Here is a 25,206-nt window from a genome sequence, read left to right as displayed (position 1 = left end):
CGGAAGTATTTCGCGCCTGCCGTTGGTCGCACATTCTGCCTGATCATCGACCATAATGTGACACTTCGGCCCGATTCGTCCACACTGTCATCCGCAAGAGGGTGCCGCGGTGAGCCGCGGCCACGCGAGTTCAGGGGGCCCCATGTCCGAGCAGTACCCGTTCGAGCCGTCCCGTCCGGCCGATCCGCTCCCGCCGGGTCAGCACCAGCCGAGCCCTCCACAGTGGATGGCCGTCGCACCCGGCCCGGCGGCGCCCGCGGGGCGGAACGGGTTCGCGGTCGCGGCGCTGATCATGGGCATCCTGGGGCTGTGCGGGCTCTCGCTGATCTTCGGCCTGATCTTCGGCATCGTCGCGCTGGTCCAGATCAACCGGACCGGCCAGACCGGCAAAGGGATGGCCATCACCGGCATCGTCCTCAGCCTGGTGTGGGTCCTGGTGATCACCGTCGCCGCCCTCGCCCTGGTGGAGAAGACGTCGTTCAACGGCACCACTCCGGCGATCGTCGCGCTCAAGGAGGGGGACTGCTACACGACGCCGCCCGCCTACGGCCTCGACGCGGCCAAGGTGGACTGCTCGGCGCCGCACGACGGCGAAGCGTTCGCCACCTTCCCGCTCACCGAAGACGCCTACGGCTACCCCGGCGGGGACAGCCTCGCGGCGGAAGCGAAGAAGGGCTGCGAGGACCGGCGGCTGAAGGTGTTCGGCGAAGGCTTCTCCACCCCGGTCGAAGTCGCCGTCGGCGCGTTCTACCCGGACCAGGCGGCCTGGAACACGGGGAACCACAAGGCGGTGTGCACGATGCAGGTGACCGGCGACGGGCAGCTGACCGGCAAGCTGCGCGGCTGAGTCAGGCCCGGCCTCGCCAGCGTGCCACCAGCAGCCCGGCGTCGTCGGTGAACGTGTTGTGGCAGTGGGACTTCACCGCCCGCAGGACGCGCCGGGTGGTTTCGGGCGGTAGCTGCCCGGCGTTGTCGTCCAGGCATTCGGCGAGCGAGAACCGGCCGCCCTCGGTGGTCCGCGCCTTGGAGACGCCTTCGGTGTGCAGGACCAGGAGATCACCGGGCCGCAGCCGTGCTGTCGCGATCCGCGCGGCCGGTCCGGCACCGAACGGCTGACGACGTCCACCGTCCAAACTGCCCTGCTCGTGGTCCTCGCCCACCACGAGTGGCGCTTCCAGCCCGGCTTCGAGGTAGCGGAGCACGCCGTCGGCGAGGTCCAGTTCGGCCAGGGTGCCGCGGACGGTGTGGTCGCCGCCGAACTGGGTGGAAAGCACTTTGTCGACAGCGGCTTCCTGCCCGCTCAGATCCAGGCCGTCCCGGCGCGCCGATCGGTAGGCCGCCAGCACCGCCGAGACCACCAGGCCCGCCGACTCGGTGTCCCTGCCCGCGTCGAAGATCGCGAGCCAGGCCGTCGATTCGGAGATGGCGTAGTCGAAAGTGGCACCGCGGACGTCGTAGGCGGGTTCGAGGCCGCCCGCGACCACGATGGAGCCGGTCGCGGCGGTCAGCGGGGGCAGGTTCTGCCAGAGCAGCTCCGCGGTGGGGCCGCGCGGATGCCGTCGCCGGACCGTGTCGAGTGCGTCGCCGTACCGCATGGCCGCGGCGATGAGGTGCCCGGCGAGGGAGGCGAGCCACCGGCACTGGTCGCGCAGGGCCGGGTCGCGGAGGTCGGCTTCGTCACCTGCGGCGATCTCCAGGACGCCCATCCGTTCTTCGCCGTCCAGGAGGATGTTCCACAGTCGCGAGCCTTCCGGCTCTTCGGTGAGCACGCTGCCGGCCTGCTGGTAGGCGCGGCCGGCGGCGCTGGACTCGATGTCGAGCGGCACGCGGACGGGTACGCCGTCGCCGTCGAGCGGCAGAAGGGACCGCTGCTCGTAGTCGGCGAGGTAGACGGTGACGTCGAGATCGAGCGCGCGGCTCGCGGTGGCGATCACCGCGGGCAGCCGTTCGGGTGCCACCCGGTGCGCACCGGCGAGCAGGTCGACCAGCGCGGCCAGCGGACCCCGGGACCGGGACGGCCCGTCGGCCTTCTGGCTGTACGGTGCCTGGCGCAGCCCGGTGACCTCTTCGAGCCGTTCGTTGACCGCGTGGGCCACCATGTCCCGCTGGATCCGGGGCAGCGTCATCAGTCCCTGCAGGAACGCGTCCAGTTCGAGCTCGGTGACGCCGCCACCGAGGGCGAAATAGCGCAACCAGAGCTGCTCCACGGTGAGTCCGGTCCGCGCGAAACAGTCCGCGACGACCCGGCGTTGCTCCTCTTCCGGGAGCGAAACCACGGCGATCACCCCCCGGTCTTTTGACGGCTTCGAATCGGGGTACCACCCTGGACACCTGCGAAACCTGAGCCGACACCCGATCATGCAGACAGGAGGCGCCCCGGTATGGACGGATCGGACCCGCTGGGCACGGCAGTGCCGCTCGACGACGTGACCGCCGCCCTCGAAGGGCTGAAGGAGATCCTCGAAGGCGAAGAGGATCTGGAGCTTCTCCTGCGGCAGATCTGCCACCAGGTCGTGCGTGCCGTGCCCGACGTCGACGAAGCGTCCATCACCTTGCTTCGCGACGGGAACCCGCACACCGCGGTCGCGACCTCCGACATCGTCGTCGAACTCGACCGTGACCAGTACCGGATCGGGAACGGTCCGTGCCTGGAGGCCGGCAGGACCGGCGAGCTCGTGCGGGTGGCCGTCCGGGAATCGAGTGAACGCTGGCCGGAGTTCGCGCTCAGCGCCAGGCAGGCCGGTTTCGGCAGCTTTCTCGCGGCGCCGCTGTCGCTGAGCGATCGTCTGGCCGGCGCGGTGAACTGCTACGGGACCCAGACCGACGGCTACGCCGAACTCGACGCGCAGTTGCTGGAGCTGTACTCGACCGCGGTCGAAGCGACCTTGCGGATCTACGCCCGGTACCTCGAGGCCAGGGAGACCATCGAGCAGCTCCGTGCCGCGCTGACCTCGCGCGCCGTCATCGACCAGGCCAAGGGCGTGCTCATGGCCCTGCGCCGGATCGACGACGAGGCGGCGTTTTCGTTGCTCGTGGCGCAGTCGCAGCGGGAGAACGCGAAATTGCGCCAAGTGGCGGTGCGTTTCATCGCCGAGGTGACCGGCAAGGACCTGCCGGGCGAGTAGACGTGGGTCGCGGTAGGCCGGGTGATGCCATTCGGCTAAGGTCGGCTTCAGAAAGCGGTTCTGAGCGTTGAGAAGTTAGCGCCGATCCGCCGGTAACCGGGTTGGTTGCGGCGGTTGATGGTGCGCGCTCGGCGCCGGTTCTCGCCGGTGGCTCCCGTGGTGCATCACGCCGATGTGCGAAGTGGGAGAGGTAGGCCTTGGCCGATGAAATCGACTGGCAGAAAGAAAAGAACCGATTCGTCGACGATGTCGGCGACGGCGATCTGCCAGTGACCTCTGAGAACGGTGCCCGGCTGATCGCCGGGCCCTTGGTGAGCCAGTTCGTGTCCTTGACCAGGGCGTTGCTGGATTCGGGCTCGGTCGCGGCGGTTCTCGAAAGAGTGGTTTTCGCGACCCCTGACCTGGTGCCGGGCGCGGATCTGGTGAGTGTCACCCTCCGAGATCCCGACGGAGGTTTCCATACGCCGGTGTGGACCGACGAGATCGCCGGCGAGCTGGACCAATTGCAGTACCAGTACGGCGAAGGCGCCTGTGTCGAAGCCGCGCGGGAGGCGGGTCCGGCCGCGGCGTTCAGCGACAACCTGGCCGAAGACGCCCGCTGGCCGCGATTCGGGCCGGCCGCCGCGACGCTCGGCTTCCACTCCCTGATCTCGACGGCCTTGATGCCGGAGGCGTCGGGATTGCAGCTTTCGGGCGCGCTGAACGTCTACTCGCGGCGTCCCCACGGTATCGCCCGTGCGGACCGGGATGTGCTGTTGCTGCTGGCCACACACGCGTCACTGGCCTTGGCGACGACGCACGCGGTCACGCGCGGCCAGCTCCAGGAGGAGCAGCTGCAGCAGGCGCTGGACAGCAGGGACGCGATCGGTCAGGCCAAGGGAATCCTGATGGCCCGGCGCGGGATCGACGCGGCCGAGGCGTTCGAGGTCCTGCGGGAGACGTCGCAGAACATGAACGTCAAACTCCGGGAACTGGCGGAAATGCTGTCCAAACGGCATACGGAACTACACCTGCCGGAGTGAGTCGCACGGCGCCGCTACGATCGCGATCATGGGGTTCGACGAACTGGAGTTGTCGCGGACGTATCAGTGGCGTGGTCGTTCGGTGGCGTGGGAACGCCTCGGCGAAGGCGCCCCGGTGGTGCTGTGCCACGGAACACCGTGGTCGGCGCAGTTGTGGGCGCCGTTCGCGCGGGCGCTCAGCCGCGAGTTCACCGTCTACGTCTGGGACATGCCGGGGTATGGCCGGTCGTCGAAAGACCCTGGTCACGCCGTCGATCTCGGGACGCAGGGTGAGCTTTTCGCCGATCTGCTCGGGCACTGGGGACTGACGGCCCCGCATGTGATCGCCCACGACTACGGCGGGGCCGTTTCGTTGCGCGCGAAGCTGGTGCACGGCGCCGAATACGCCTCGCTCGCGCTGGTGGACGTCGTCGCGCTGCGGCCCTGGGGGTCGGAGTTCTTCCGGCTCGTCGCCGAGAACGCCGAGGTCTTCCAGGCGCAGCCCCCGGTGGTGCACCGGGGAGCCCTGGAGTCCTACATCGGGACGGCCTCCCATCGAGGTCTGACCGGCGCGCAGCTGGCCACGCTGACCGGCCCTTGGCTGGACGCCGAAGGCCAACGTGCCTTTTACCGGCAGATCGCCGAAGCGGACGTCCGGTACACCGACGAGGTCCAGGATCGCTATCCCGAACTCACGTTGCCGGTGAAGGTGATCTGGGGTGCGGACGACACGTGGATCCCGGTGGACCGGGCGGAACAACTCGCCGCCGCGATCCCGGGAGCGGTTTTGGACGTCATCGAAGGAGCGGGGCACCTGATCCAGTACGACGCGCCGGTCGAACTGGCCTTTTCCCTGTATCGCTGGCTCACCGTGGAAGTGGACCGGTGGGGACCCGAGTCAAGATCAACATCGTATTCTTGAAATATTAGAATTCGTCTACGTGATATCCGGCGACATAGGCGTTCGAAAGCAGTCCGCCGCGACATTCGGCGCTCGACGGGCCGAAACCGAGTGGCACCCAATGTCCGACGGTGTACCAATAGGACGATCCCGACGTGCAGTGGGCGACCACTCGGTAGGTGTCCGACGGGCCACGCAAGGAAAAGCAGGACAAGGAAACGCCCTCGCCGAAGATGAGCCCGTAGCGGTAGCCGTCGCAGCCGGGTGGCGGGAACTGGCCGTCGGTCGCCGCGGACGCCGGTGCACCCGCCAGGAATCCGGCCGCCGAAAGGGCGGCCACGACTAAACCGGCGATTTTGTTCTTCATTGCTTTCTCCCGCGGATCGTTCCCAATGGAAAGCTCAGATTAGCCGCACGGAAGAATTGTCGTGAATTCATCGGGCAGGTGAAAAGAGAACGCGTGCGGTGAACCGCACTGCTCCAAAAGAGCGTCCCCAGACCCCCGTCCGGGCTTTCTGGTCCCCTAACGGCCTAGCGCCGCCGATATTGCGCCGCCGAAGCGATCGTGGCCGGATCCTCGTACGACCCCGGCCTGCCGCGGTCCACATGGAACGTCGTCAGGGTGCTCACCGGCGAACGCGGGTCGCGCCGGTCGCCGATCACCCGCATGTGGGTGCTCCAGCGGCGCGGTGTGACCTCGTAGACGTCGTAGCCGTACCTGTTGCCCTCGAAGTACTTCAGGTGCGGGTTCGCCGCGCCCATCTTCGGGCCGTTGGCGGCGTTCCATTCGGGTGAGTAGGCCCCGGACGAGACCGAATGCGCGGTGAACTCCGTCCCGATCACCGGCCCGGACGGGTCGGCGAAGTCCGGGCGGATGTCGTCGACGAACGCCGAATGCCAGTCGCCGGTGATCACCACGAGGTCTTCGAGACCGCTTTCGGCCACGTGGGTCAGCACCTCCTTGCGCTCGGCGAGGAAACCATCCCACTGGTCGGTGAACATGTAGCCGCCGCCGTCCGGCTTCGCCAGCTGGCTCAGCATGATCGAGTTCACCCAGCAGTGCCACGCGTCGCCAGCGCCGGTCACCTGGTCCTTGAGCCACGCCTTCTGGTCGGCGCCGAGGATCGTGCCGTCCGGCAGGTTCTGCGCCGACCGGTACTGCCGGAGGTCCAAAATGGACAGGTCGAGCAGGTCGCCCCAGCCGCGCCGGCGATGGATCCTCGGCGTCGCGGGGTGGTCGGGCCGCACCGGCATATGCTCGAACCAGGCCTGATAGGCCGCCGAACGCCGCGCCCGTAGTGCCGGGGTGGTGCCGCTGTAGTCATTGACGACCTCGTGGTCGTCCCAGGTGATGAACCACGGGTGCGCCGCGTGGGCGTCGCGCAGCGAGGGGTCGGATTTGTACAGCGCGTGCCGTCGCCGGTACGCGGGCAGCGTCAGGACTTCGGGGCCTTCGTGATCGCGCAGCGGGTTGCCGCCGACCTGCCCGTGCTCGTAGACGTAGTCGCCGAGGTGGACGACGAAGTCGACGTTCTCGCGGGCGATCCCGGCGTGTGCCGCGTAGAACCCGTCGTGGAAGGCCTGGCAGTTGGCCGAGGCGAACCGCACCCGCCCGACCCGTCCGACGGGCGCGGTGCGGGTGCGGCCGATGCGGCTGACCTTGCCGAGGGCGTGGAAGCGGTAGTAGTACTGCGAGCCCGGTTCCAGCCCGGCCACTGAGACGTGCACGCTGTGGCCGAGCGCGGCGGTGGCGGCGGCGGTTCCGCGTGCGACGCGGCGGCGGAAACCGCGGTCGGTGGCGACCTCCCAGCCGACCTCGACGGTGTCCTTCAGCGGCTGCTCGAACTCCATCGGCCGCGGCGCGAGCCTGGTCCAGAGCGCGACGCCGTGCGGGACCGGGTCGCCGGACGCGACGCCGAGGGTGAACGGCGCCTCGTCCCAGCTCGCCCCCAGCTGCGCCGCGGCCTCCTCCGCCTGCGCGACGGTCATCCGTGAGCTCAACGGCCAGGCCAGCCCCAGCGCACCGGCGGTGGCGGCGCCTCGCAACATGTCCCGGCGGTTGACGGGCATCGGTGGTCTCCTCGGTTCGTGGTGGGGCGTTCCACGACACCGAACACGCCCAAGGTGGCCGGAGGTGAACGCGCGGGCGAACACTTGTCAGACCATGATGACGACCTTGCCGCGCACGTGCCCCTCGCTGGCGTACCGGATGGCCTCGGGGACGTCGACCAGCGGGTATGTCCGGTCGATGACCGGCGTGAGTTTCCCTTCCTCGATGAGCGCGCGCAGCGTTTCGAGATCCTCGGGGTTCTCCGTGGAGAACAGGCCGCGAAGCCGGTGTTTCACGAACGGTTTGAGGAGCAGCGCCCGCAGGTTGCGCCCCACCGGGCCGATCCAGCGGCCGTCGCCCTCGCCGCCGACGATCACCAGGGTTCCTTGCGGGGTAAGGGATTTCCGAAGCGAGGAGAGGCTCCGGTTGCCCGCGGTGTCGAGGATGAGGTCGTAGCGGGTTCCGCGATCGGCGAAGTCTTCGCGGGTGTAGTCGAAGACGTCGTCCGCGCCGAGCGAGCGGACCAGGTCGACCTTGCCCGTGCTGCACACACCGTCGACCCGTGCGCCGAGCGCCCGGGCGATCTGGACCGCGAACGCGCCCACGCCGCCGCCCGCCCCGATGACCAGGACTTTCTGTCCCGGTCTGACCTGGCCGCTGTTCCGCAGCGCTTGCAACGCGGTGAACGCGGAGATGGGCACGGCCGCCGCCTCGGTGAAGCCGAGCCGTTCGGGTTTCCGCGCGATTTTGTCCACTGTGGTCAGTGCGAATTCGGCGAAGGAACCCTGGCAGGTGCCGAAAACCTCGTCACCCGGCTGGAAACCGGTGACGTTCTCGCCGACTTCGTGCACGACCCCGGCGAAGTCCAGGCCACGGACGCTTGCCTTGGGCCGCCGGACTCCGAAACCCATCAGCCGCACCAGATACGGCGTTCCCTCCATGAGGTGCCAGACGCCGGGATCGACGCCGGCCGCGCGCACCCGCACGACCACACCGTTCGGTCCGGCCTCGGGGTCCGGCAGATCGGCGAGCCGGAGAACATCGGTGGTGCCGTACTCGTGCTGGACGATCGCCTTCATGGCGGCCTCATTTCCTAGTCGGGATACTGGAAAACGTCGTCGAGCCCGACGCCGAACACCTTGGCGATCTGGAAGGCCATCTCCAGGGACGGCGAGTACCGGCCTTGTTCGATGGCGATGACCGTCTGGCGCGTGACGCCGATCCGGTCCGCGAGTCCCGCCTGGGTCATCTCACCCTCGGCGAACCGCAGCGCGCGGATCGAGTTCGTCACCTTGGTCGGTTTCACCATGCTTGGAATCCCCAGCGGTACGCGGCGATCTTCGCGATCGAGCCGAGCAAGGACGAGAGGACGAAGGCGAGGTACACGGCGTTGGCGATCCAGAAGTGGTCGAGTTCGGCCATCGCCATGACGAGCGCCGCGACGCCGCCGATGACGACGAACGACTGCCCGATGTGCTCACCGAACCGGCCGATCTCGCGGTCGCGCTGGTCCTTGCGGCCCTCGTCCCGCGGTGAAGCGATCGACGCGGCGATGTGAAGCACGATGTTGGCCACGATGGCCGCCCGCCCGGCCCAGGACGATGATCAGGTACACCGCATAGGCGCAGACCGCGACCACGGCCATGATCCACGCGCGTTTCTCTTCCAGTGCCACAGGTGCTCCCGGTTCGAGTCGAGCCGACCAGTCCAAGGTAAAGAGTTCTAGACACCATGTCAAACATTCTTTACCTCGGAGCACGCGCAGAAGTCCGTGAAGGCCCCCTTGAGGGACTCAGAGTCCCTCAAGGGGGCCTTCACGGACTGGTCAACGAAGGATCCGGGTACGTCACCCGGTCGGTGGTAACGAGTCGCTGTCCGGGGGCGACCTTCTTCGGTCTCACTTCTTCAGACTGGAGCCCGGGAATGACGAAAACCGCAGGCCGGATCACCCTGCTCCTCGCTGTCGGCGCCCTCGGCTTCGCCGGATGCGGCGCCCCGAACTCGCGGCCAGGGGCGCCGGCCACCGTCACCGAGACTTCGGTGAGCGTTCAGCCGCCCGCGGCGACCAGTGCCCCCGCGGCGGCTGGTCTCGTCACCGTTCCCGACGTGTCCGGGATGAATCATCAGGACGCGCAGGACGCGATGCAGGCGGCAGGTCTGTACAACCTGCGCGAGGTCGACGGGACGGGCAAGGGTCGGATGCTCGTCATGGACCGGAACTGGGTCCAGACCGGTCAGGATCCCGCGCCGGGCAAGAAAGTGGCCGCCGACGCGGTGATCACCCTGACCGCCGTCAAGGTCGGCGAGAAGTGAGATCGGGCTTTCAGCGTGCTTCTCGTTCCGCCGCTTCGGCGAGCCGTTTGATGCGCGCCAGGCGCCGGTCCCAGTCGGCGGCGAGCCCGGCCATCCAGCGCGCCGTCGCGTCGAGGGCGGCCGGGCGGACCTCGTAGCGCATCTCGCGGCCGACTTTGCCACCGGCGACGAGGCCGGCGGCTTCGAGGACGACGAGGTGTTTGACCACCGCCTGCCGCGAAACGGGTAGCCACCCGGAGAGCGTCGTGGCGGTGGCCTCGCCCGCCTCGGCGAGGAGGTCGAGCAGCCTGCGCCGGGTCGGGTCGGACAGTGCGGTGAGGACGCCGTCGACCGTGTCTCGGGGTTGTTCCGTCACGCCGTCGATTTTTCCGCACGCGTCTTGAACGCGTCGAGCACCTCCGGCCAGCCCGCGGTGTTGTCCTCCAGAGCCTTGGTGCGGACGTCGCCGGACGCCACCAAGGCGGCGAACCCGCTTTCGACCACGCAGAGGCGGGTCTTGCCGCCTTCCGGGGTGAGGGTGAATTCGACGAGGGTGCTGTTGCGCTCGGACAGCTCTTCGCCGGGGAAGGCGCTGGCCCAGCGGTAGGCCACGTAGTTCGGCGGGTCGGCCTTCACCACGCGCACCGGGTAATCGCCCCACTCCGCGCTCTTGGCCACCACCGAATCCCCTTCCTGGCCGGGGATTCCGGTGAGGTTGACTTCGTCGGCGACCCAGAAACCGGGCTCGGCCACCAAGGGCCAGACCCGCTCCGGGGCCGCGTCGATCAGGGTTTCGCGTTCGATCCGATCCTTGTTCATGGAACTCCTCCAGGTTTGATGTGCAACTCGATAGTTGCACATCAGGCCAGGGGAGTGCAACCCAAGGGTTGCACAAGGGGATCAGGCGTCGACGACGAGGGTTTCTTCAAGTGCCGCCCGATGGGTCGGCTTCGCTTCTTCGTAGCGACGGCGGCCTTCGTCGGTCACGACGACGAAGATCCCGCGCCGGTCCGATTCGCAGAGCGCGCGCTGTACGAGCCCTTCGCGCTCAAGGCGGGCGACGAGGCGTGAGGTGGCGCTCTGGCTCAGGTGGACGACGTCGGTCAGGTCGGCCGCGCGGCACTTGCCGATCTCGCAGCCCGCCAGTCGCTCGAGCGCTTCGAACTCGGTGACGCCGAGGCCGTGACGCTCCTGGAGCCGGCATTCGAGTATGCCGAAAACGGCCGCGTGCCGGGCCGACAGGTCGTGCCACTTCTGCAGCAGGTCTTGCTCAGCGACGTCGCTCACGTCGCCCAAGGTAGCATGCACGTGAATTTAATGCAAAGTCATTAAATGCTCTTGCATTAGATGCGTGTGCATGTAATGTACCGATCATGAGTTCTTCCGTGCAGCTGTCCACCAGCTCGACAAGGTGGGACGCGCGCCTCTGGGGTGTCCTGCTCACCGTGTCCGTCGTCGTAGGCCTCGACGCGCTCGACGTGTCGATGGTCGCCGTCGCCCTCCCGTCCATCCAGGCCGAACTCGGCCTCTCCACCAGTGCCCTGCAGTGGATCATCAGCGCTTACGTTCTCGGCTACGGCGGCCTGCTGCTCCTCGGCGGACGCACCGCCGACCTGCTCGGCAGGCGCAGGGTCTTCCTCGTCGCCGTCGCGGTCTTCGCGTTCGCATCGCTGCTCGGCGGCCTCGTCGACGACGGCGCGCTGCTGATCGCCAGCCGCTTCATCAAGGGCCTCGCCGCCGCGTTCACCGCGCCCGCCGCGCTGTCCATCATCACCACGACCTTCCACGAAGGTCCCGCCCGCAACCGGGCGATCAGCATCTTCGCCGTGTTCGGTGCCAGCGGGTACTCGGCGGGCCTCGTCTTCTCCGGTCTGCTGACCGAGGTCGGCTGGCGCTGGACCTTCCTGCTGCCGGTGCCGATCGCGATCGCCGCGTTCGTGGCCGCGGTCAAGCTGATCCCGACGTACGTGCCGGAGACCGGCAAGGGATACGACTTCCCCGGCGCGATCACCGGTGCCGCGGGTTCGCTGCTCCTGGTCTTCGCCGTGGTCGAGGCACCTGAAATCGGCTGGGCCGCGCCGCGAACGCTGATCTCGTTCGCCCTCGCGCTCGCCCTGCTGGCCACCTTCGTGATCATCGAGAAGCGCAGCAAGCACCCGCTGCTCCGTCTCGGCATCCTCCGCTCGGGCCCGCTCGCCCGCGCCAACCTCGGCGGCGCGACGTTCTTCGGCGCCTACATCGGATTCCAGTTCGTCGTCATGCTGTACCTGCAGACCGTGCTGGGCTGGTCCGCGCTGCAGACCGCGCTCGGATTCCTGCCGGCCGCGGTGATCGTGGCCTTCGGTTCGCCGAGGATCGAGCCGTTGATCGACCGGCTCGGCACCCCGCGCACCATCCTCGCGGGTGTCGTCGCCCACGTCATCGGGTACGCGCTGTTCCTGCGGATCGACGAGAGCTCCAGCTACGCCGGTTCGGTGCTGCCGAGCATGATCCTGCTGGGTGTCGGCTTCATGCTGGCGTTCTCTTCGCTGAACATCCAGGCGACCAACGGGATCTCGGACAACGAGCAGGGTCTCGCCGGTGGTCTCCTGAACACCTCGATCCAGGTCGGCGGCGCGATCGGCCTCGCCGTGGTGACCGCGGTCCTGACCGGGAACGCCGGTGGCGCCACCGGCCCCGCCGCGTTGCTGAACGGACTGGTCCCCGCGCTCACGGTCGTCACCGGTATCGCCGTGATCAGCGTCCTGGTGGCGCTGTCCGGTGTGGTCGGCCTGCGCAAGGCCGAGGCACGGACCCCCGTCGCCGAACCGGAGTACGCGGCGGCCGAATAACCCGGGAGTGAATCGGCGGGCGAAGGCCCCTTCCTACCGTCGGGGGTGGGAAGGGGCCTTCGCCTGCCAGCGGATCGGCAGGGATTTCAGCCCGTTCTGGAAGTTCGACCGCAACCGCACCGGATCACCGGCGAGTTCGACCTCGCCGGGCAGGTCCAGGACGGCCTCGAACATCGCGCGCAGCTGGACCCGGGCCAGCTGCGCGCCGAGGCAGAAGTGCGGGCCGTGGCCGAAGGTCAGGTGGTCGTTGGGAGTACGGCCGATGTCGAAGCGGTCCGGATCCTCGAAGGCGCTCTCGTCGCGATTCGCCGCGGAGAACCAGACAACGACCTTGTCGCCCGCCCGGATGTCCACATCGGACAGACGAAGATCCTCGGTCGCGGTCCGGCGGAAGTGCATCACCGGTGTCCACCACCGCAGCATCTCCTCGACCGCCCCTGGCAGCAGCGAACGGTCGGCCAGCAGCCGCCGGTACTGCTCGGGATGCGAAAGCAGGGCCAGCAGGCCACCGGGGATGCCGTTGCGCAGGGTTTCGTTGCCCGCCACCGAGAACAGCCAGAAGAGATTCTCGAACTCGGCGATCGACACGCGCCCGCCGTCGTCGTCGACATGGCCCATCAGGTTGCTCATCACGTCGTCGCCGGGGTCCCGCCGTTTGACCTCGCCGAGCGCGGTGGCGTAGGCGTAGAGGTCCGGCATCCCGGCCCGCGTGCGCGGATCGGGCATCGCGCCGTCCGGGCCGGGAACGGGACGGACGGCCAGCGCCGCCCGCGCGAGATCGGTGACCTCACCGGCCTTGACGGTCGCGCTCACCGCGTAGTCGGCGTCCTGATAGCCGATCACGCGGTTGCTCCAGTCGTACATCAGCCGCCGGTCCTGCTCGGGAATCCCGAAGACCTCGGCGAGCGTCAGCAGCGGGAGGTCGGCCGCGACGGAGGCGAAGTCGCATCCGCCGTCTCCGGCGGCTCTGGTGACTTCGGTGACCAGAGCCCTCGCCCAGCCGTGGATCCGCTCGGTCAGCCTGCCGACGGCGCGGGGAGTGAACGCCTTGGTGAGCAGTCCGCGCAGCCGGGCGTGCTCGGGCGGATCCATGTTCAGCATCATCCGGCGGACGTAGCCGAGGTCCTGTTCGGTCGCCGGATCCCGGATCTGCGTCCCGCCGAGCTGCGAGGAGAACAGCTTCGGGTTGCGCAACACGTATTTGACGTCGGAATGCCCCAGAACGGCCCAGAAATCGTCCACCCGCACGACCGGTGACTCCCGGCGCAGCGCGGCGAGGTGCTCGTACGGGACACCCCGGGTGTAGGTGTCCGGATCGGTGATCACGGCTCCGAAGACTAGCCCGCGGGCAGGGCACTGGGGAAAGATCCGTCCGGTGGAAACGCTGAAGATGCGCACCGCCGGAACCGACGGCCCCGCCGTATTGCTGCTGCACGGTCTCGGCGCGACGGGCGCGGTCTGGGACGGCCTCATGGAACAGCCCGGCTACCGGTGGCTGGCGCCTGACCTGCCCGGTCACGGAGGCTCGCCCCGGCTGCCGCGCTACTCCTTCGGCGGGCTCGCCTCGGCCATCGATCACGCGCTCCCGGACCGCGGCCCGCTGCTGGTGATCGGCCATTCGCTGGGTGGCGTGGCCGGGCTCGCCCTGGCCAGTGGCTGGTTCGGGGTCGAGGTCTCCGGGCTGCTGGCGGTCGGGGTCAAGGTCGAATGGAGCGAAGACGACCTCGCGAGGGCAGCTGCCATGGCGGCCAAGCCGCCGAGGGTCTTCCCGACCCGTGAAGACGCCGAGCGTGGCTTCCTCAAGATCGCCGGGCTGGCCGGCCTGGCGGACGCCGACCCCGCCGGGGTGGTGGAGGCGGAGGGCGGGTGGCGGCTCGCTCTGGACCCGGCGGCGTTCGCCGTCGGCGCGCCCGACATGCTCGGCCTGCTCGGTGCGGCGCGTTGCCCGGTCGTCCTCGCCGCCGGCGAGAACGACCCGATGAGCCGTCCCGACCAGCTTCGCGCGCTCGACCCGGCCGCCGTCGAACTCCCCGGCCTGGGGCACAACGCCCACGTCGAGTACCCGACCGCTCTCTTGCCGCTTCTCTCGCAATTCGTCCTCTAGTTGCGGTAGTTCGCCGTCGAACCACCGCAACCAGAGGACGAAACGCGGAGGTGGCTAGCGCCGGATGCGACCCAGGACGGCGATGCCTTCGGCGATGTCGGTCGCCGGGCTGGAGCCGTAGCCGAGGACGAGTCCCGGGTTCATCGGCCGCTGGCAGTGCCACGACAGCGGCTGCACCTTTACGCCCTGCTCCAGCGCGGCGGCGGCGAAGTCGAGGTCCGAGAACTCGGCCTCGAAGGTGATCGTCAGGTGCAGCCCGGCCGCCGCGCCGTGCACGACGGCGTCCGGAAGATGGACGCGGAGCGCGTCGATCATCGCGTCACGCCGCCGTCGGTGCCGCTTGCGCACGAACCGCAGCTGCCGCTCCATCTCACCGGATTCCATCAGATGCGCCAGGACCAGCTGGGGCAGCACGGCGTTGCCCAGGTCGGCGAACCGTTTGGCCGCGACCACCTCGGCCCGGTACCTCGACGGCACCAGCATCCAGCCGACCCGCAGCGCGGGCGCGAGCCACTTTGACACACTGCCCGCGTAACAGACCTGCTCGGCGAGCATCGAACGCAGCGCGGGGACCGGCGGGCGGTCGTAGCGGTGTTCGGCGTCGTAGTCGTCCTCGATGATCAGCCCGCCGTCGGCGGCCCAGCGCATGAGTTCGCGCCGTCGTTCCCCGCCGAGGACGACACCGGTCGGGAACTGGTGCGCGGGCGTGAGCAGGACGGCGGGCGCACCGCCGCGGACCAGTTCCCCGACGTCGATCCCCTCGTCGTCGACGCGGATCGGTGGCGTGCCCAGCCGCCGGTCGTGCAGGTGCTGCCGCGCGCCCAGCGAACTCGGGTCCTCGACGGCGATCTCCGAGATCCCGTTGTCGCACAGGACTTGCGCCAGCAAGCCGAGCCCTTGCGCGACACCGGCCACGATCAGGACGTCGTCGGCGTCGACGGTGATGCCCCGCGTGCGGGCGATCCAGTGCGCGATGGCCAGCCGCAGCGCCGGGGCGCCGCGCGGGTCGCCGTAGCCGAACGACGCCGCCGAAAGGTCGTTGAGCACGATGCGTTCCGCGCGGAGCCAAGCCGTCCTCGGGAAGGCCGTCAGATCCGGGACGCCGGGGGACAGGTCGATCCTCGCCGGGATCGACCGCAACGAGTCGAAGACACCGATCCCGGGTGCCGGACGGAAGACCGTGCCGACCGGCGGCGGCCCGGGGACAGGCGGTTCTTTCGTCCGGGCGGGTGCGGCGACGACCACCGTGCCCGCGCGGCCGCGCCCGGCGACGTGGCCGTCTTCGACCAGCCGCTGGTAGGCCTCGGTGACCACGCCGCGCGAGACCTGCAGATCCGCGGCCAGGGCCCTGGTCGCGGGCAGCCTGCTGCCGACCGGCAGGCGCCCGTCGGAGATGGCGTGGCGCAACCGCGACGCCAGCCAGTCCGACCGGCGCCCCGGCGGCGCGTCCCCGATGTTCAGCTGCAGGAAATCCGAGCCCTCGGCAGTCACCTGATCATTGTGTCATTCGGGCTCGTAGGCGAGGTTCGGGCGCAGCCACTGCTCCACAGTGGACAGATCGACGCCCCGGCGGACGGCGTAGTCCTCGACCTGGTCCTTGCCCAGCCGTCCGACGGTGAAGTACTTCGCGTCGGGGTGGGCGAAGATCAGCCCGGACACGCTCGCCGCCGGCATCATCGCGTAGGACTCGGTCAGCGCCATCCCGAGCCGGTCGGCGTCGAGCAGGTCGAACAGTTCCTGCTTCTCGCTGTGGTCCGGGCTGGCCGGGTAGCCGAGCGCGGGGCGGATGCCGCGGAAGCGTTCGGCGTGCAGGTCTTCCAGCACCGGCTCGGCGTCCGGCTCGAACCAGTCGCGCCGCGCCTGGAGGTGGATGTACTCGGCGAAGGCCTCGGCGAGGCGGTCCGCGAGCGCCTTCACCATGATGGCGCGGTAGTCGTCCTGCTGCGCCTCGAACTCGGCCGAGAAGGCCTCGGCCCCGAGGATCGCGACCGCGAAGCCGCCGAGGTGATCGCCCGCACCGGCCGGCGCGATGTAGTCGGACAGGCAGCGGTTCGGCCGCTCCAGCGGTTTCTTGGTCTGCTGGCGCAGCATCGGGAAGTTCGGGCCCGACTCTAGGATGATGTCGTCGCCTTCGGAATGCGCCGGCCAGAACGCGTAGGCGCCCTTGGCCTGGAACCGCTCCTCCGCGATGATCTGGTCCATCAGGGTGTTCGCGTCGTCGAAAAGCTCGCGGGCCACCGGGTTTTCCAGGATCGCCGGGTACTTGCCCTTCACTTCCCAAGCCAGGAAGAGGAAGGTCCAGTCGATCATTTCGCGGAGCTCGGTGAGCGTCGGCGAGACATACCGGACGCCGGTGAACGCCGGGGTCGGGACGTCGTCGAACGAGACCTTCTCCGGGTTCGCCCTCGCTTGCTCGACCTTGAGAAGCGGGGTCCGCTGCTTGTTCGCGTGCTGCACGCGCAGCTTCTCCTGGTCGACACGGTTGTTCGTGTCGAGCACCTCGGCACGGTTCGGGTCGAGCAGGTCACCGACGACGCCGACGACGCGTGAGGCGTCGAGGACGTGCACGGTAGTCTTGTCGTAGGCGGGCGCGATGCGGACCGCGGTGTGCTGGCGCGACGTGGTCGCACCACCGATCAGCAGCGGCAGTTTCAGCCCGCGCCGCTGCATTTCCGTGGCGACGTTGACCATCTCGTCCAGCGACGGCGTGATCAGGCCGGAAAGCCCGACGGCGTCGGCACCTTCGGCGACGGCGGTGTCCAGGATGACCGAAGTCTGGACCATCACGCCGAGGTCGATCACCTCGTAGTTGTTGCAGCCGAGGACGACGCCGACGATGTTCTTGCCGATGTCGTGCACGTCGCCCTTGACCGTCGCCAGCACGATCTTCCCGTTGCCCTGGCGGGTTTCGACCCGGCCTTCGAGGCGCGCCTTCTCCTTCTCGGCCTCCATGTACGGCTCGAGGTAGGCGACCGAGCGCTTCATCACCCGCGCGCTCTTGACCACCTGCGGCAGGAACATCTTGCCGGAACCGAACAGGTCGCCGACGATCTTCATGCCGTCCATCAGGGGACCTTCGATGACCTCGAGCGGACGCGGCAGCTGCTGCCGTGCCTCCTCGGTGTCCTCCTCGATGAAGTCGACGATCCCGTGCACCAGCGCGTGGCTGAGCCGTTCCGCGACCGGCTTCTCCCGCCAGGAGAGGTCGATGACGCGCTGGGTTCCCCTGCCGTTGACCGTTTCCGCGAACGTGACCAGCCTGTCGGTGGCGTCTTCACGGCGGTCGAAGATGACGTCCTCGACCAGTTCCAGCAGATCCTTGGGGATGTCCTCGTAGACCGCGAGCTGCCCGGCGTTGACGATGCCCATGTCCAGCCCGGCACGCACCGCGTACAGCAGGAAGGCCGAGTGCATCGCCTCGCGCACGACGTTGTTGCCGCGGAAGGAGAACGAGAGGTTCGAGATACCGCCGCTGATACGCACGCCGGGGCAGCGTTCCTTGATCCGCGGCAGCGCTTCGAGAAACGCCTTGGCGTAGCCGTTGTGCTCGGAGATACCGGTCGCGACCGCGAGCACGTTCGGGTCGAAGATGATGTCCTCGGCGGCGAAACCGGCCTGCTGGGTGAGCAGATCGTAGGCCCGCCCGCAGATCGAGACCTTGCGGTCGGCGGTGTCGGCCTGGCCCTTCTCGTCGAAGGCCATCACGACCACGCCCGCGCCGTAGTCGCGGATGCGCCGGGCCTGCTGGAGGAACTGCTCCTCGCCTTCCTTGAGGCTGATGGAGTTGACGACGCCCTTGCCCTGCACGCATTTCAGCCCGGCCTCGAGCACCGTCCAGCGCGAGCTGTCGATCATGATCGGCAGCCGGGCGACCTCGGGTTCGGTGGCGATGAGGTTGAGGAACGTGGTCATCGCTTTTTCGCTGTCGAGCAGGTCGGCGTCCATGTTGACGTCCAGCAGGTTCGCGCCGCCGCGGACCTGCTCCAGCGCGACGTCGACGGCGGCCTGGTGGTCGTCGCCCTCGATCAGCTTCCGGAACTTCGCGGACCCGGTGACGTTGGTCCGCTCGCCGATCATGACGAACCCGGTGTCCTTGCCGATCTCGAACGGCTCGAGCCCGCTGAACCGGGTGCTCGGGCGCGGATCCGGCACGGATCGCGGCGGCATCCCGCGGACGGCGTCGGCGATTCCCTTGATATGCGCGGGAGTCGTGCCGCAGCAGCCGCCGACGACGTTGACCATCCCGGCCGTGGCGAAGTCGCCGAGCAGCCCGCCGGTCTCCTCCGGCGTCTGGTCGTAGCCGCCGAAGGCGTTGGGCAGGCCCGCGTTCGGGTGACAGGCGGTGTAGGTGCCGGCGAGGTTCGACAGTTCGGCGATATGCGGGCGCATTTCCTCGGCGCCCAGCGAACAGTTGACGCCGACCAGCAGAGGTTCCGCGTGCTCGATGGCACTCCAGAACGCCTCGACCGTCTGCCCGGACAGCGTCCGCCCGCTCAGGTCGACGATCGTGACCGAGATCCACAGCGGCAGGTGCGGCGCCACGTCGCGCGCGGCGGCGATCGCGGCCTTGCAGTTGAGGGTGTCGAAGATCGTCTCGATCAGCAGCAGATCGACGCCGCCCTCGGCGAGCGCCTTGATCTGGTCCGCGTAGGAGGCGTAGACCTCGTCGAAGGTGACGGCGCGGAACGCCGGGTCCTCGACCTTGGGCGACAGCGACAACGTGACGTTCAGCGGCCCGACGGACCCGGCGACGAACTTCCCGCCCGCCGCGTCCGCGGCCTGGCGCGCGATCTGGGCGCCGCGGAGGTTCATCTCGTACGCGAGATCCTCGAGCCCGTAGTCCGCCTGGCCGATGGTGGTGGCGGTGAACGTGTTCGTCGTCGTGATGTCCGCCCCGGCGTCGAGATACTGGCGGTGGATGTCGAGGACGACGTCCGGCCGGGTGATGTTCAGCAGGTCCGGGTCACCGGTGATGTCGCGGGGGTGATCCTGGAACCGCTCGGTGCGGTAGTCCTCGGGCTTGAGGCCGGCGTTCTGGAGCATCGACCCCCACGCGCCGTCGAGCACGACGATCCGCTCATCGAGCAGCTTTCGCAGGGCGGTCGTTTCCATTGAGCGCTCCTCCCATGTGGTGGGAGGCGCCCTTGCGGTGATGTCCGGGGTCGAGCGTGGCGGACCCCGTGGTCCGTTGCAGCGCCTCTCGACTCTGCAGATCAGCTTACCGGATCCGTACAGGGCCGCTTCGTCTGAATTGCTCTGCCTCCGCACGGTGCGGATTCGCGGCTGAGCGGCTCCCGCATTCTGGGATTCGCTGGTCAGGGGAGCACTCAGAACCCGACGGTCGCCTTCTGGATCTTCACCGGCTTCGCGGGCAGCCCGTCCTGAGGACCGTTCGGATCCGTCGGGATGATCCCGGCGGCCACGATCCGGTCCAGTACCTCCATGCCGCGCACGACCTTGCCCATCACCGAGTAGTTCGCCGGGATGTTCGCGAACGAGTGCACGATGAAGAACTCGCTGCCGTTGGTCCCAGGGCCCTGGTTGCCCATGGCGATGGTGCCGCGCCCGTAGGTCTCGGTGCCGTCGACCTCGTCGGCGAACTTGTAGCCCGGCCCGCCCTTTTCGGCTTCGTAGATGTCGCCGCACTGCAGCACGCCGAGACGCGCGGAGTTCGTCAGGCGCCAGCACTGGCTGTGGTCGTAGAACCGCTGCAGGGCCAGGCTTGCCAGGTTGTGCGCGGCGCAAGGAGCGGCGCCGGCGCGGTTCAGGCGCACGGTGACGGGGCCGTAGTTGAAGCGGAACGTGACGTCGATGGTGCCGCGGGTCAGCGCGAAGGGGAGCGGACGCAGCACCGGACGGGCCGCGGGGTTCTCCGGGGTCGGCGTGAATTCACAGCGCACGATCGGCAAGGACGCCGGAGCGGCCGGAGCAGGTGCGGCCGAGGCCACGCTGGGCACGAACACGGCGGGCAGCAGTACGACGGCGAGAGCGGAGACGGCGGCGGTGACACCCCAGCGAAGCTTCATGAGGGGGAACCTAACCCAAAAGGATGATCGTCGGGTAGCGGTTCACACGAGTCGGAGGTCGTGAGTGATTCGGGCCGTTAGAACGACCCAAATCACTCACGACCTGGAGCCGCCCCCATGCTGACCGCCGCTTACTTCGCCCTCGCCCTCGTCCTCTCGGAGATCCAGCCGGACCAGGTCGACCACGTCGCCCTGCCCTGCTCACAGGCCCCGTCGGCCGACGACGGCGGCACCGCGAGCGCGCTCAACCAGCAACTCGGCACCAAGATGCGCGGCTACATGAATCCCTACAACACCTCGTGCGCCAGAGCCGTCGTCGAATCCGTCCAGAGATCGGGCCTCAACGAGCGCGCTGCGGCCATCGCGATCGCCACGGTGATCGTCGAGTCGAGTATCGCCAACCTCGACGGCGGCCTCGGTGACTCGGTCGGGCTCTTCCAGCAGCGGGCGAGCTGGGGGAGCTTCGAGCAGCGGACCGACCCGGGCTGGGCGACCGGCAAGTTCCTCGGCGTGATGCGGCAGTTCTTCCCGAACGGCTCGTGGAACACCGCGACCATCGGGGACGTCGCCGCGGCGGTCCAGCGTCCGGCGGCGAAATACCGGCATCGCTACGGGGTCGAGGCCGCCGACGCGGTCGTCATCGTGAACGAACTTTGGCTCCAGGACGGCAACTGGCCCCCGTCCTCGAAGGAGAACGGGGGCCGGTAGAGCCGTGGAAGAACTACTTACGCCAGGCGGTGCGCTGCTTGCGGATGTCCAGCACCAGCCCGAACACGAGCGTCAGGGCCAAGCCGATCAGCCACAGGTTCTCGGTCCAGCCGTGGTGGTTGCCGTACAGCATCACCAGCAGGATGATCGCGCTCAGCCAGCCCGCGATCCGCGTCGCCTTCGGGAAGGAGCCGTGCCAGCCCCACTCGGCCGACGGCTCGTCGCGGGGGTCAACGGTGTCGACGCCCACCCGGCCGCGCTTTTCGACCGCCTTGCTCGCCACGATCAACTCCTCAAAACCCGATGGTTCGCTTGCCCGCGAATGATCCCACACCTGGCTGCACACGCCCGACGGGGCCCGCGCGACAATGACCCCCGATGACTACCTCGCGAAGTGTGCTCGTGCTCGGTTCGACCGGTTCGGTCGGCGCCCAGGCCCTCGACGTCGCGGCCCGCAACCCGGAGCTGTTCCGGGTCGCCGGGATCGCCGCGGGCGGCTCCGACCCCGCCGCGCTGGCCGCCCAGGCCCTGGCGCACGAGGTCGACGCCGTCGCCGTCAGCAGGCCGACAGCCGTGGAAGACCTGCAGCTCGCGCTGTACACCGAGGCGCAGAAACGCGGCTACTCCAGCGGCGACTTCAAGCTCCCGCGCATCTTCGCCGGAGCCGACGCGGTCCTCGCGATGATCGACGCCGTCCCGGTCGACGTCGTCCTCAACGCGCTCCCGGGGTCCCAGGGGCTCGCGCCGACCCTGCGTGCCCTGGCGACCGGCGCCACGCTCGCGCTCGCCAACAAGGAGTCGCTGATCGCGGGCGGGCCCCTGGTCCTGGCCGCGGCCAAGCCCGGCCAGATCGTCCCGGTCGACTCCGAGCACTCCGCGATCGCCCAGGCCCTGCGCGCCGGTCGAGAGTCCGAGGTCGCCAGGCTCGTCCTCACCGCGTCCGGCGGCCCCTTCCGCGGCCGCAAGCGCGCCGAACTGGCCGACGTCACCATCGAGCAGGCGATGGCGCATCCGACCTGGTCGATGGGACCGCTCATCACGATCAACTCGTCCACCCTGGTCAACAAGGGGCTGGAGCTGATCGAGGCGAAGCTCCTCTTCGACATCGAGACCGATCGCATCGACGTGGTCGTCCACCCGCAGTCGATCATTCACTCGATGGTGACTTTCGTGGACGGGTCGACGATCGCCCAGGCCAGCCCGCCGGACATGCGGCTGCCGATCGCGCTGGCCCTGCACTGGCCGGACCGCGTCCCCGGCGCCGCGGCCGCGTGCGTCTGGGACAAGCCCGCGAGCTGGACGTTCGAGCCGCTGGACAACGAGGCGTTCCCCGCCGTCGAGCTGGCCAGGCACGCCGGAACCGTCGGCGGCTGCATCCCGGCCGTCTACAACGCGGCGAACGAGGAGCTGGTGGCCGCCTTCCTGGCACAGAACACCGGCTTCACCTCGATTGTGGACACTATTGCCCAGGTGGTGGAAGCCGCCGACGAATGGCGTCGCGAACCTCGCGACGTGGATGACGTACTAGCTGCCGAGCAATGGGCTCGCGCGCGTGCCGGTGCGATGATCGCTAAGGGGAAATAGCGCGTGGTCTTCATCTTCGGGATCGTGCTGTTCGCGCTGGGCATCTGCCTGTCCGTCGCGCTGCACGAAGCCGGCCACATGTGGGCGGCCAAGGCCTTCGGCATGAAGGTCCGGCGCTACTTCGTCGGCTTCGGGCCGACCGTTTTCTCCTTCCGCCGCGGCGAGACCGAGTACGGCGTGAAGTGGATCCCGCTCGGCGGGTTCTGTGACATCGCCGGCATGACCGCGCTCGACGAGGTCACCCCGGAAGAGTCGAAGCGCGCGATGTGGCGCTTCAAGACCTGGAAGCGCACCGTCGTCATGTCGGCGGGCTCGGCGATGCACTTCATCCTCGGGTTCATCATCCTGTACCTGATGGCCGTCACCATGGGCCTGCCGAACCCCGCCGCTCAGGCCGCGCCCACCGAATCGGTGATCAGCGCCACTTCGTGTGCCCGTGCGGCCACCACCATGGAGCAGCTCAACGACACGAGCTGCCCGGCGGACGCGCCGACCCCGGCGAAGACCGCCGGGATCCTGGCCGGTGACAAGGTCCTGTCCGTCGCCGGCAAGCCGACGCCGACCTGGCGCGACATGCTCGCGGCCGTCCAGGTCGCCGGCGGGCCGACGCCGTTCGTGGTCGAGCGCAACGGACAGCAGCTGAACCTGACCGTCGATGTGCCGCGGGTGCAGCGCCTGGTCAGCGACGGTTCCAAGAACACCACGGTCAAGGACGTCGGCATGATCGGCGCCTCGCCGGTCCGGAACACCGCGCCCGGCATGCTGACCTACGGCCCGGTCGACGCGGTCGGGGCGACCTTCTCCTTCACCGGCACGATGTTCTCCGAGACGGCGCAGCGGCTGATCGAGTTCCCGTCGCGGATCCCGGCGGTGGTCTCGGCCATCTTCGGTGGCGAGCGCGATCCGAACACCCCGGTGAGTGTGGTCGGTGCCAGCGTGATCGGCGGCGAGGCGGCCGAGCGCGGGCTGTGGGAGATCTTCGTTCTCCTGCTGGCGAGCCTGAACTTCTTCATCGGTGTGTTCAACCTGCTGCCGCTGCTCCCGCTCGACGGCGGGCATATCGCGGTGGTCTGGTACGAGCGGGTGCGGGACTGGTTCCGGAAGATGCGCGGTAAGTCCGCGGGTGGTCCGGTCGACTACACGAAGCTTTCCGCGGTCACGATGGTGCTGGTCTTCCTCGGCGGCGCGGTGACACTGCTCACGGTAACCGCCGACATCGTGAATCCGGTCAAGCTGTTCCAGTGACGGGGAAGGGCGGTTACGGAGCGCAGTGTCAGCACCGTTGGGCTGCCCAGGTAATGCTGCTCACCGTGACGGCTGACGTCGTGCGTGTCCGCCGATCGGGGTAGGTACGCTGAAGACGTGACTGTCGCTCTAGGTATGCCAGCGCTTCCTCCTCCCGTCCTCTCCGAGCGTCGTAAGACCCGACAGCTGCAGGTCGGGTCGATCGGCGTCGGGAGCGAGCACCCGATTTCGGTGCAGTCGATGACCACCACCCTCACCTCCGACGTCAACGCGACGCTGCAGCAGATCGCCGAGCTGACCGCTGCGGGCTGTGACATCGTGCGCGTCGCCTGCCCGTCGGCGGACGACGCCGAGGCGCTGCCCGCCATCGCGAGGAAGTCGCAGATCCCGGTGATCGCCGACATCCACTTCCAGCCGAAGTACGTCTTCGCCGCGATCGAGGCGGGCTGCGCGGCGGTCCGGGTGAATCCGGGCAACATCCGCAAGTTCGACGACCAGGTCAAGGAGATCGCCAGGGCCGCGAAGGACCACGGCACCCCGATCCGGATCGGGGTCAACGCGGGTTCGCTGGACAAGCGGATCATGGACAAGTACGGCAAGGCGACCCCGGAGGCGCTGGCCGAGTCCGCGCTGTGGGAGGCGTCGCTGTTCGCCGAGCACGACTTCTACGATGTCAAGATCTCCGTGAAGCACAACGACCCGGTGGTCATGGTGCGCGCGTACGAGATCCTCGCCGAGCAGTGCGACTACCCGCTGCACCTCGGCGTCACCGAGGCGGGCCCCGCGTTCCAGGGCACCATCAAGTCGGCCGTGGCCTTCGGCGCGCTGCTGCGACAGGGCATCGGCGACACCATCCGCGTTTCGCTGTCCGCGCCGCCGGTGGAAGAGGTCAAGGTCGGGATCCAGATCCTGCAGTCGCTGAACCTCAAGGAGCGCAAGCTCGAGATCGTGTCCTGCCCGTCGTGCGGCCGTGCGCAGGTCGACGTCTACACGCTCGCCGAGCAGGTCACCGCCGGGCTCGAGGGCATGGAGATCCCGCTGCGCGTCGCGGTCATGGGCTGCGTCGTCAACGGCCCCGGTGAGGCTCGCGAGGCCGACCTCGGTGTCGCTTCCGGCAACGGCAAGGGCCAGATCTTCGTCAAGGGCGAGGTCATCAAGACCGTGCCCGAGCACGCGATCGTGGAGACGCTGATCGAAGAGGCGATGCGGATCGCCGAGGAATCGGGCCAGAGCATCGGCGAGGGAGAGCCCACCGTCACGGTCGGCTGAGTGGTCGAGACCATGCTAGGAACGACTCGTTCCTTGCGAATTTTGCAAGTAACGGGTCGTTCATCTCACT

General features: G+C 68.6%; 24 protein-coding genes, 1 pseudogene and 1 riboswitch. Of the genes and pseudogenes, 11 read left to right on the top strand and 14 right to left on the bottom strand.

What is annotated here, in order from left to right; all coding sequences use genetic code 11:
• Positions 1-142: 142 nt before the first annotated feature.
• On the top strand, positions 143-847 hold the full coding sequence (locus ACLJRL_RS37770) for a DUF4190 domain-containing protein (RefSeq protein WP_410661189.1): 705 nt from the start codon (positions 143-145) through the stop codon (positions 845-847).
• Between the two features lies 1 nt (position 848).
• On the opposite strand, the gene ACLJRL_RS37765 is transcribed toward ACLJRL_RS37770, so the two are convergent.
• Entirely contained in the window at positions 849-2,276 is a 1,428-nt protein-coding gene (locus ACLJRL_RS37765) for a PP2C family protein-serine/threonine phosphatase (RefSeq protein WP_410661188.1), read from the bottom strand.
• A gap of 105 nt (positions 2,277-2,381) precedes the next feature.
• Here ACLJRL_RS37765 and ACLJRL_RS37760 point away from each other — a divergent pair, with 105 nt between their 5' ends.
• The 3 genes from ACLJRL_RS37760 to ACLJRL_RS37750 all read left to right on the top strand — a co-directional run bounded on the left by ACLJRL_RS37760 (position 2,382) and on the right by ACLJRL_RS37750 (position 5,048).
• Positions 2,382-3,125, top strand: coding sequence for an ANTAR domain-containing protein (locus ACLJRL_RS37760; protein WP_410661187.1), 744 nt, complete (start codon positions 2,382-2,384; stop codon positions 3,123-3,125).
• A 197-nt stretch (positions 3,126-3,322) separates the two neighbouring features.
• Positions 3,323-4,147, top strand: a complete 825-nt coding sequence (locus ACLJRL_RS37755; RefSeq protein WP_410661186.1) for a GAF and ANTAR domain-containing protein — start codon at positions 3,323-3,325, stop codon at positions 4,145-4,147.
• Positions 4,148-4,175: 28 nt separating this feature from the next.
• Positions 4,176-5,048, top strand: coding sequence for an alpha/beta fold hydrolase (locus ACLJRL_RS37750; protein ID WP_410661185.1), 873 nt, complete (start codon positions 4,176-4,178; stop codon positions 5,046-5,048).
• A gap of 4 nt (positions 5,049-5,052) precedes the next feature.
• Here the strand turns inward: ACLJRL_RS37750 and ACLJRL_RS37745 are convergent, their stop codons facing one another.
• From ACLJRL_RS37745 to ACLJRL_RS37725, 5 genes and pseudogenes are all read right to left on the bottom strand, one after another.
• Complete coding sequence (locus ACLJRL_RS37745) at positions 5,053-5,394, bottom strand: hypothetical protein (protein ID WP_410661184.1); 342 nt, start codon at positions 5,392-5,394, stop codon at positions 5,053-5,055.
• Between the two features lie 164 nt (positions 5,395-5,558).
• Positions 5,559-7,097, bottom strand: coding sequence for an alkaline phosphatase D family protein (locus tag ACLJRL_RS37740; RefSeq protein ID WP_410661183.1), 1,539 nt, complete (start codon positions 7,095-7,097; stop codon positions 5,559-5,561).
• Positions 7,098-7,184: 87 nt separating this feature from the next.
• The gene (locus ACLJRL_RS37735) at positions 7,185-8,156 is read right to left on the bottom strand and encodes an NAD(P)-dependent alcohol dehydrogenase (RefSeq protein ID WP_410661182.1); all 972 of its coding nucleotides are present in this window, start codon (positions 8,154-8,156) and stop codon (positions 7,185-7,187) included.
• A gap of 14 nt (positions 8,157-8,170) precedes the next feature.
• Entirely contained in the window at positions 8,171-8,386 is a 216-nt protein-coding gene (locus ACLJRL_RS37730) for a helix-turn-helix transcriptional regulator (RefSeq protein ID WP_410661181.1), read from the bottom strand.
• Positions 8,380-8,722: pseudogene (locus tag ACLJRL_RS37725) on the bottom strand (hypothetical protein). The gene ACLJRL_RS37730 and the pseudogene ACLJRL_RS37725 overlap by 7 nt, the downstream one beginning before the upstream one ends.
• Before the next feature lie 278 nt (positions 8,723-9,000).
• Between ACLJRL_RS37725 and ACLJRL_RS37720 the strand changes: the two are divergent.
• On the top strand, positions 9,001-9,390 hold the full coding sequence (locus ACLJRL_RS37720) for a PASTA domain-containing protein (RefSeq protein ID WP_410661180.1): 390 nt from the start codon (positions 9,001-9,003) through the stop codon (positions 9,388-9,390).
• Between the two features lie 10 nt (positions 9,391-9,400).
• On the opposite strand, the gene ACLJRL_RS37715 is transcribed toward ACLJRL_RS37720, so the two are convergent.
• The 3 genes from ACLJRL_RS37715 to ACLJRL_RS37705 all read right to left on the bottom strand — a co-directional run bounded on the left by ACLJRL_RS37715 (position 9,401) and on the right by ACLJRL_RS37705 (position 10,656).
• Positions 9,401-9,745 (bottom strand): ArsR/SmtB family transcription factor, encoded by a 345-nt coding sequence (locus ACLJRL_RS37715; protein WP_410661179.1) that lies wholly within the window; start codon positions 9,743-9,745, stop codon positions 9,401-9,403.
• Positions 9,742-10,188, bottom strand: a complete 447-nt coding sequence (locus ACLJRL_RS37710; RefSeq protein WP_410661178.1) for an SRPBCC domain-containing protein — start codon at positions 10,186-10,188, stop codon at positions 9,742-9,744. Before ACLJRL_RS37710 ends, ACLJRL_RS37715 begins: the two co-directional genes overlap by 4 nt.
• Before the next feature lie 81 nt (positions 10,189-10,269).
• Positions 10,270-10,656 carry a MarR family winged helix-turn-helix transcriptional regulator gene (locus ACLJRL_RS37705; RefSeq protein WP_410661177.1) on the bottom strand — a complete coding sequence of 129 codons (387 nt, stop codon included), beginning with the start codon at positions 10,654-10,656 and terminating at the stop codon, positions 10,270-10,272.
• An 86-nt stretch (positions 10,657-10,742) separates the two neighbouring features.
• On the opposite strand from ACLJRL_RS37705, the gene ACLJRL_RS37700 reads away from it, so the two are divergent.
• Complete coding sequence (locus ACLJRL_RS37700) at positions 10,743-12,200, top strand: MFS transporter (protein ID WP_410661176.1); 1,458 nt, start codon at positions 10,743-10,745, stop codon at positions 12,198-12,200.
• A gap of 33 nt (positions 12,201-12,233) precedes the next feature.
• Here ACLJRL_RS37700 and ACLJRL_RS37695 read toward each other — a convergent pair whose 3' ends face one another.
• The gene (locus ACLJRL_RS37695) at positions 12,234-13,526 is read right to left on the bottom strand and encodes a cytochrome P450 (RefSeq protein ID WP_410661175.1); all 1,293 of its coding nucleotides are present in this window, start codon (positions 13,524-13,526) and stop codon (positions 12,234-12,236) included.
• Between the two features lie 49 nt (positions 13,527-13,575).
• Here ACLJRL_RS37695 and ACLJRL_RS37690 point away from each other — a divergent pair, with 49 nt between their 5' ends.
• Complete coding sequence (locus ACLJRL_RS37690) at positions 13,576-14,304, top strand: alpha/beta fold hydrolase (RefSeq protein WP_410661174.1); 729 nt, start codon at positions 13,576-13,578, stop codon at positions 14,302-14,304.
• 54 nt (positions 14,305-14,358) lie between these two features.
• Here ACLJRL_RS37690 and ACLJRL_RS37685 read toward each other — a convergent pair whose 3' ends face one another.
• The 3 genes from ACLJRL_RS37685 to ACLJRL_RS37675 form a co-directional block, all read right to left on the bottom strand.
• Positions 14,359-15,795 carry a PLP-dependent aminotransferase family protein gene (locus ACLJRL_RS37685; protein ID WP_410661173.1) on the bottom strand — a complete coding sequence of 479 codons (1,437 nt, stop codon included), beginning with the start codon at positions 15,793-15,795 and terminating at the stop codon, positions 14,359-14,361.
• A gap of 12 nt (positions 15,796-15,807) precedes the next feature.
• A complete protein-coding gene (gene metH / locus ACLJRL_RS37680) occupies positions 15,808-19,416 on the bottom strand; it encodes a methionine synthase (RefSeq protein WP_410661172.1) in 3,609 nt (1,202 codons plus the stop codon).
• Between the two features lie 17 nt (positions 19,417-19,433).
• Positions 19,434-19,512: riboswitch (S-adenosyl-L-homocysteine riboswitch) on the bottom strand.
• Between the two features lie 119 nt (positions 19,513-19,631).
• Positions 19,632-20,330: a peptidylprolyl isomerase gene (locus tag ACLJRL_RS37675; protein WP_410661171.1), complete on the bottom strand. Its 699-nt coding sequence runs from the start codon at positions 20,328-20,330 to the stop codon at positions 19,632-19,634.
• A 117-nt stretch (positions 20,331-20,447) separates the two neighbouring features.
• Between ACLJRL_RS37675 and ACLJRL_RS37670 the strand changes: the two genes are divergently transcribed.
• On the top strand, positions 20,448-21,038 hold the full coding sequence (locus ACLJRL_RS37670; protein ID WP_410661170.1) for a hypothetical protein: 591 nt from the start codon (positions 20,448-20,450) through the stop codon (positions 21,036-21,038).
• A 13-nt stretch (positions 21,039-21,051) separates the two neighbouring features.
• On the opposite strand, the gene ACLJRL_RS37665 is transcribed toward ACLJRL_RS37670, so the two are convergent.
• Positions 21,052-21,321 carry a DUF2631 domain-containing protein gene (locus ACLJRL_RS37665; protein ID WP_410661169.1) on the bottom strand — a complete coding sequence of 90 codons (270 nt, stop codon included), beginning with the start codon at positions 21,319-21,321 and terminating at the stop codon, positions 21,052-21,054.
• Between the two features lie 95 nt (positions 21,322-21,416).
• Between ACLJRL_RS37665 and dxr the strand changes: the two genes are divergently transcribed.
• The 3 genes from dxr to ispG all read left to right on the top strand — a co-directional run bounded on the left by dxr (position 21,417) and on the right by ispG (position 25,136).
• Complete coding sequence (dxr, locus tag ACLJRL_RS37660; RefSeq protein ID WP_410661168.1) at positions 21,417-22,622, top strand: 1-deoxy-D-xylulose-5-phosphate reductoisomerase; 1,206 nt, start codon at positions 21,417-21,419, stop codon at positions 22,620-22,622.
• A gap of 3 nt (positions 22,623-22,625) precedes the next feature.
• Positions 22,626-23,867 carry a M50 family metallopeptidase gene (locus ACLJRL_RS37655; protein ID WP_410661167.1) on the top strand — a complete coding sequence of 414 codons (1,242 nt, stop codon included), beginning with the start codon at positions 22,626-22,628 and terminating at the stop codon, positions 23,865-23,867.
• Between the two features lie 117 nt (positions 23,868-23,984).
• Complete coding sequence (ispG, locus tag ACLJRL_RS37650) at positions 23,985-25,136, top strand: flavodoxin-dependent (E)-4-hydroxy-3-methylbut-2-enyl-diphosphate synthase (protein ID WP_410661166.1); 1,152 nt, start codon at positions 23,985-23,987, stop codon at positions 25,134-25,136.
• The last annotated feature ends 70 nt before the right edge of the window (positions 25,137-25,206 follow it).

Source organism: Amycolatopsis sp. lyj-112, assembly GCF_046549055.1.
Lineage (GTDB): Bacteria > Actinomycetota > Actinomycetes > Mycobacteriales > Pseudonocardiaceae > Amycolatopsis.
This window is presented reverse-complemented; position numbering and strand designations above follow the sequence as displayed.

What these genes read in the sequence shown, in the direction of transcription:
- ACLJRL_RS37730 (WP_410661181.1), bottom strand. Translation starts at nt 8,386, where the DNA reads ATGGTGAAACCGACCAAGGTGACGAACTCGATCCGCGCGCTGCGGTTC.
- ACLJRL_RS37760 (WP_410661187.1), top strand. Translation starts at nt 2,382, where the DNA reads ATGGACGGATCGGACCCGCTGGGCACGGCAGTGCCGCTCGACGACGTG.
- ACLJRL_RS37710 (WP_410661178.1), bottom strand. Translation starts at nt 10,188, where the DNA reads ATGAACAAGGATCGGATCGAACGCGAAACCCTGATCGACGCGGCCCCG.
- ACLJRL_RS37740 (WP_410661183.1), bottom strand. Translation starts at nt 7,097, where the DNA reads ATGCCCGTCAACCGCCGGGACATGTTGCGAGGCGCCGCCACCGCCGGT.
- dxr (WP_410661168.1), top strand. Translation starts at nt 21,417, where the DNA reads ATGACTACCTCGCGAAGTGTGCTCGTGCTCGGTTCGACCGGTTCGGTC.
- metH (WP_410661172.1), bottom strand. Translation starts at nt 19,416, where the DNA reads ATGGAAACGACCGCCCTGCGAAAGCTGCTCGATGAGCGGATCGTCGTG.
- ACLJRL_RS37670 (WP_410661170.1), top strand. Translation starts at nt 20,448, where the DNA reads ATGCTGACCGCCGCTTACTTCGCCCTCGCCCTCGTCCTCTCGGAGATC.
- ACLJRL_RS37700 (WP_410661176.1), top strand. Translation starts at nt 10,743, where the DNA reads ATGAGTTCTTCCGTGCAGCTGTCCACCAGCTCGACAAGGTGGGACGCG.
- ACLJRL_RS37675 (WP_410661171.1), bottom strand. Translation starts at nt 20,330, where the DNA reads ATGAAGCTTCGCTGGGGTGTCACCGCCGCCGTCTCCGCTCTCGCCGTC.
- ACLJRL_RS37770 (WP_410661189.1), top strand. Translation starts at nt 143, where the DNA reads ATGTCCGAGCAGTACCCGTTCGAGCCGTCCCGTCCGGCCGATCCGCTC.
- ACLJRL_RS37745 (WP_410661184.1), bottom strand. Translation starts at nt 5,394, where the DNA reads ATGAAGAACAAAATCGCCGGTTTAGTCGTGGCCGCCCTTTCGGCGGCC.
- ACLJRL_RS37720 (WP_410661180.1), top strand. Translation starts at nt 9,001, where the DNA reads ATGACGAAAACCGCAGGCCGGATCACCCTGCTCCTCGCTGTCGGCGCC.
- ACLJRL_RS37735 (WP_410661182.1), bottom strand. Translation starts at nt 8,156, where the DNA reads ATGAAGGCGATCGTCCAGCACGAGTACGGCACCACCGATGTTCTCCGG.
- ACLJRL_RS37750 (WP_410661185.1), top strand. Translation starts at nt 4,176, where the DNA reads ATGGGGTTCGACGAACTGGAGTTGTCGCGGACGTATCAGTGGCGTGGT.